Raw genomic sequence first — 3,107 nt, 5'->3', positions numbered from 1 at the left:
TAACAGTGGCACTGAAACGAGCATTTATTTACGCCGCACTAGTCATCACTCTTTCGAGAATATGTCTCGCTGGATACGAGTTCGTCTATCCAAGCGGATATGGTGTCCGTCGTGATCATACGTTCGATGTCGACCGCGTGCCCCAACACGGCTCCGAACCGGCTCACGAGCTCAACAGCTTGAAGCGATGATCCGCCGAGAGTGAAGACATCGTCCGTTTCTTCCAAAGGTCGCCCGTAGACCTCCTCGACTGCGCGCAGCAGTTCGATTCGTTCTGCCATTTTAACTCCCTCGTTTCCTGTGTAGGTCCGGTCGCCGGAGGCTGGTGTCTGTTCTCGGAAGAGATGCGCGAATGAGCCGTTCTGCTGCACGAGCTCTTCAAATTTTCCTTGCTCCACGATCCGCCCTTCTTCCATGACATAGATGCGGTCCATCCGGCGAAGTGTCCAGGCACGATGCGAAACAATGATCGTTGCGCGCGCTCCGCTCGTACGGCGAAGCTCATCGAAAATTTCAACCTCCGTCTCCGCATCAATAGCCGATGACGGCTCGTCCAGGATCCAGACATTCGCGTCACGCAGGTACACGCGTGCGAGAGCGAGACGCTGCCATTGACCTCCCGACAGTCCTGAACCACCCCATACCTCGCCGAGTTGGGTGCGTTCGCCGTTGCGCAGATCCTCCACAAAGTCGGCAGCACGGGCTGCCCGGAGTGCGGCGTGAATCGCTTTCGAATCGCTGTGGTCTGCCCGGCCCAGGCGCACGGACTCCTCGACTGTTACCTCATACTTCCCGTAATCTTGCGGCATCGATCCGAACCCGCGAAGCCACCAGTCCTGCGCCGCAGGAGCTACCGGAATCCCATTTGCCAGCACCTCTCCTGAGGCGATCGGCGCGAGCCCGAGCAAAGCGTTCAAAAGGGTCGTCTTCCCTGCTCCATTTTTGCCGACGATTGCGATCATCTCGCCCTGGGAGACTCGGAGTGACGCTCCCTGGACCGCGAATCGGTCACCACCGGCATACGACACGCAGACGTCGCGCATTTCGATTTCGCGGATGTCAGCATCGCGCCACCCAGGCGGGGCGCTTGATTTCGCCGCGGGCCTGTCAAGGAATGCGAGGAGCGCATAGACAGTTGGGGCATACTGCACGAGTCTGGAGATCTGGGAGCCACCTTGAGCGACTGCGTTCACTGCCCCGAAGACTCCGTAGACGGCCGCGACCGCCGTGGGATTGAAACCGACGTTCGACAGCACTGCGAAGAGGGCGAGCCCAAAGAGGATCGCATTGGTTCCGGCCGCCATCCCCGTTGCTCGAAGGCCGGCGCGAATAGGTTCCTTTCGCACCGCGCATATTTGTGATTGCGCGTCCTTCTCGAGTTGTGCTATACGTCCCATCGTACCGAAGGCGGTCAGTTCGAGAAGCGCCGACCTGCTGCTCAGCGTCTCGCGAATGTAACGCTCGCGACGGTAGACGCGACCCAGGCGGAGCCACATGCTCTTCTGCGATCGACTTACATAGAAGCCGATCACCAAGGTCGGGATGATGCTCATGACGGTGAGCACGCTGGCTACCCAGCTGTACCGTGCGAGCGTGATCACAACCCCGATCGCGCCGAGGATCGCCTCCGCGGCGAGCAGGGCGTCCGCGTACGTTCTCGATATGTGGTCGACGATCGCTCGACTATGCCCTTCGATCTGGGACGCGAGATCCTCGGCGACTATTTCCGCCGGAGTCAGCCGAGACGCGCGGTCGGCAAGCCGACTCTGCAGCCCGGCACCGGTGTCGAGCTGCACGATCTCGGCCACGAAATCGCGAATCGATCGCAATGGCCCGACGAGGCCGACAAGCACCACGATCAGGGCAAGAGTGACCAGTGCCGAGCTGTAGTCGGCATGCGGTGAACCGAGCTGTTGTAGCAGTGACGCCATGAGCAGCACCTGCGTACCGGGAACACAGGCGAACAAGAGTGAGAGCAGCGCGATGGTAGCTGAACTCCACCGAGCGGCCTTGAAGCTGAACCGCGCGACCAATAGCCCGGTCTTAAGCAATTGGCTCCCCTTACTCCTTGTACATAACGCGGTCACACGTGCTCATCGATGAGCCTTTTCCAGTAGCGGTTCGTCGTGGCAGGTAGTCATAACATCCGGTGTCCGTGCTGGCTGTCAGGCGGCCCGGCGGTGCTCGATGTGGAGGAGCACGAGGGCGGCCTGGATGATCAGGCCGATGTTCCAGGGGCCGAGGGTGACATTCTCCAGGGCGCGAAAGGTGACCTTGAGAAGCGCGTTCGCGCGTTCGCCGACGGCGCGCAGCGCGCTGTGGACCCGGTTGTGCTTCTGCTGATCCTCGCGCAGGCCTCCGCCCTTCACTCGCTTGCAGAGGATCACGACCTGGTCGGCTCACCCTTCCTAGCCGAGATCGGTGAGGATCCCGCCGCCGTCGGCGGTCCAGTCCGGCCAGGACCGGCAGCGCGCAGGGAGGCAGGCAGGGCGGTGCTGTCGTGCTTCACGGCCGGGGCGCACGCCCGAGACCCACAGCCGCCAGCCGTCGTCCGGGGCGGCGACGACCTGGACATTGCGTGGTTGTGGACCTCGCCGGACCACCACAGGTCCACCCCGCGGGTCGGCCCGGGCACGCAGACCCAGTCGGTCTCGACGACCGTACCGTCGACGACCACGTGGCCGCAGCCGGCGGCCTTCGCGGCCAGCAGCGCGTTGCGCAGGTCGAGGGCCTGCCAGGCGAGCACTCTGATCCCCTTCTGCAGGTAGCGGTAGCCTGCGGACAGGCTGATCCCGTTGTTCCGACACATGTGCTTCACCCGCTTGCCGTCACCGAACCAGCGTAGGACAAACACGGCCTGTTCCCGGCAGGACGGGACGCGGGTCCCTTTCCGGGTACCGATGCGTTCGGCGAGCAGCAGCGCGGCCAAGCGCGCGACGGTGTGGTCGCCGAGTTCGGCGGTGTATGTGACACTCACAGAAAACGCGGGGCCTCTCGGAAGCTGATCCGTAGGAGGACAACTTCCTACCAGGTGGCCGTAAAGAAATAACTACATCTTTTATTCTCTACGCCGCTACAAGCGCTTCGAGGGTATAATTCCACTCGCC

1 protein-coding gene and 1 pseudogene are annotated in these 3,107 nt (G+C 62.1%); both read right to left on the bottom strand.

The window, feature by feature from the left end:
- Positions 1–38 precede the first annotated feature (38 nt).
- A complete protein-coding gene (locus tag CV1CTNOD_RS15500; protein ID WP_131786789.1) occupies positions 39–2,051 on the bottom strand; it encodes an ATP-binding cassette domain-containing protein in 2,013 nt (670 codons plus the stop codon).
- A 114-nt stretch (positions 2,052–2,165) separates the two neighbouring features.
- Positions 2,166–2,977 (bottom strand): annotated as a pseudogene (locus CV1CTNOD_RS15495) (transposase family protein).
- Positions 2,978–3,107 lie beyond the last annotated feature (130 nt).

The organism is Protofrankia symbiont of Coriaria ruscifolia (assembly GCF_900634745.1).
Lineage (GTDB): Bacteria > Actinomycetota > Actinomycetes > Frankiales > Frankiaceae > Protofrankia > Protofrankia californiensis.
Note: the sequence above shows the minus strand (reverse complement) of the source record. Positions and strands in the feature narration are given on the sequence as shown.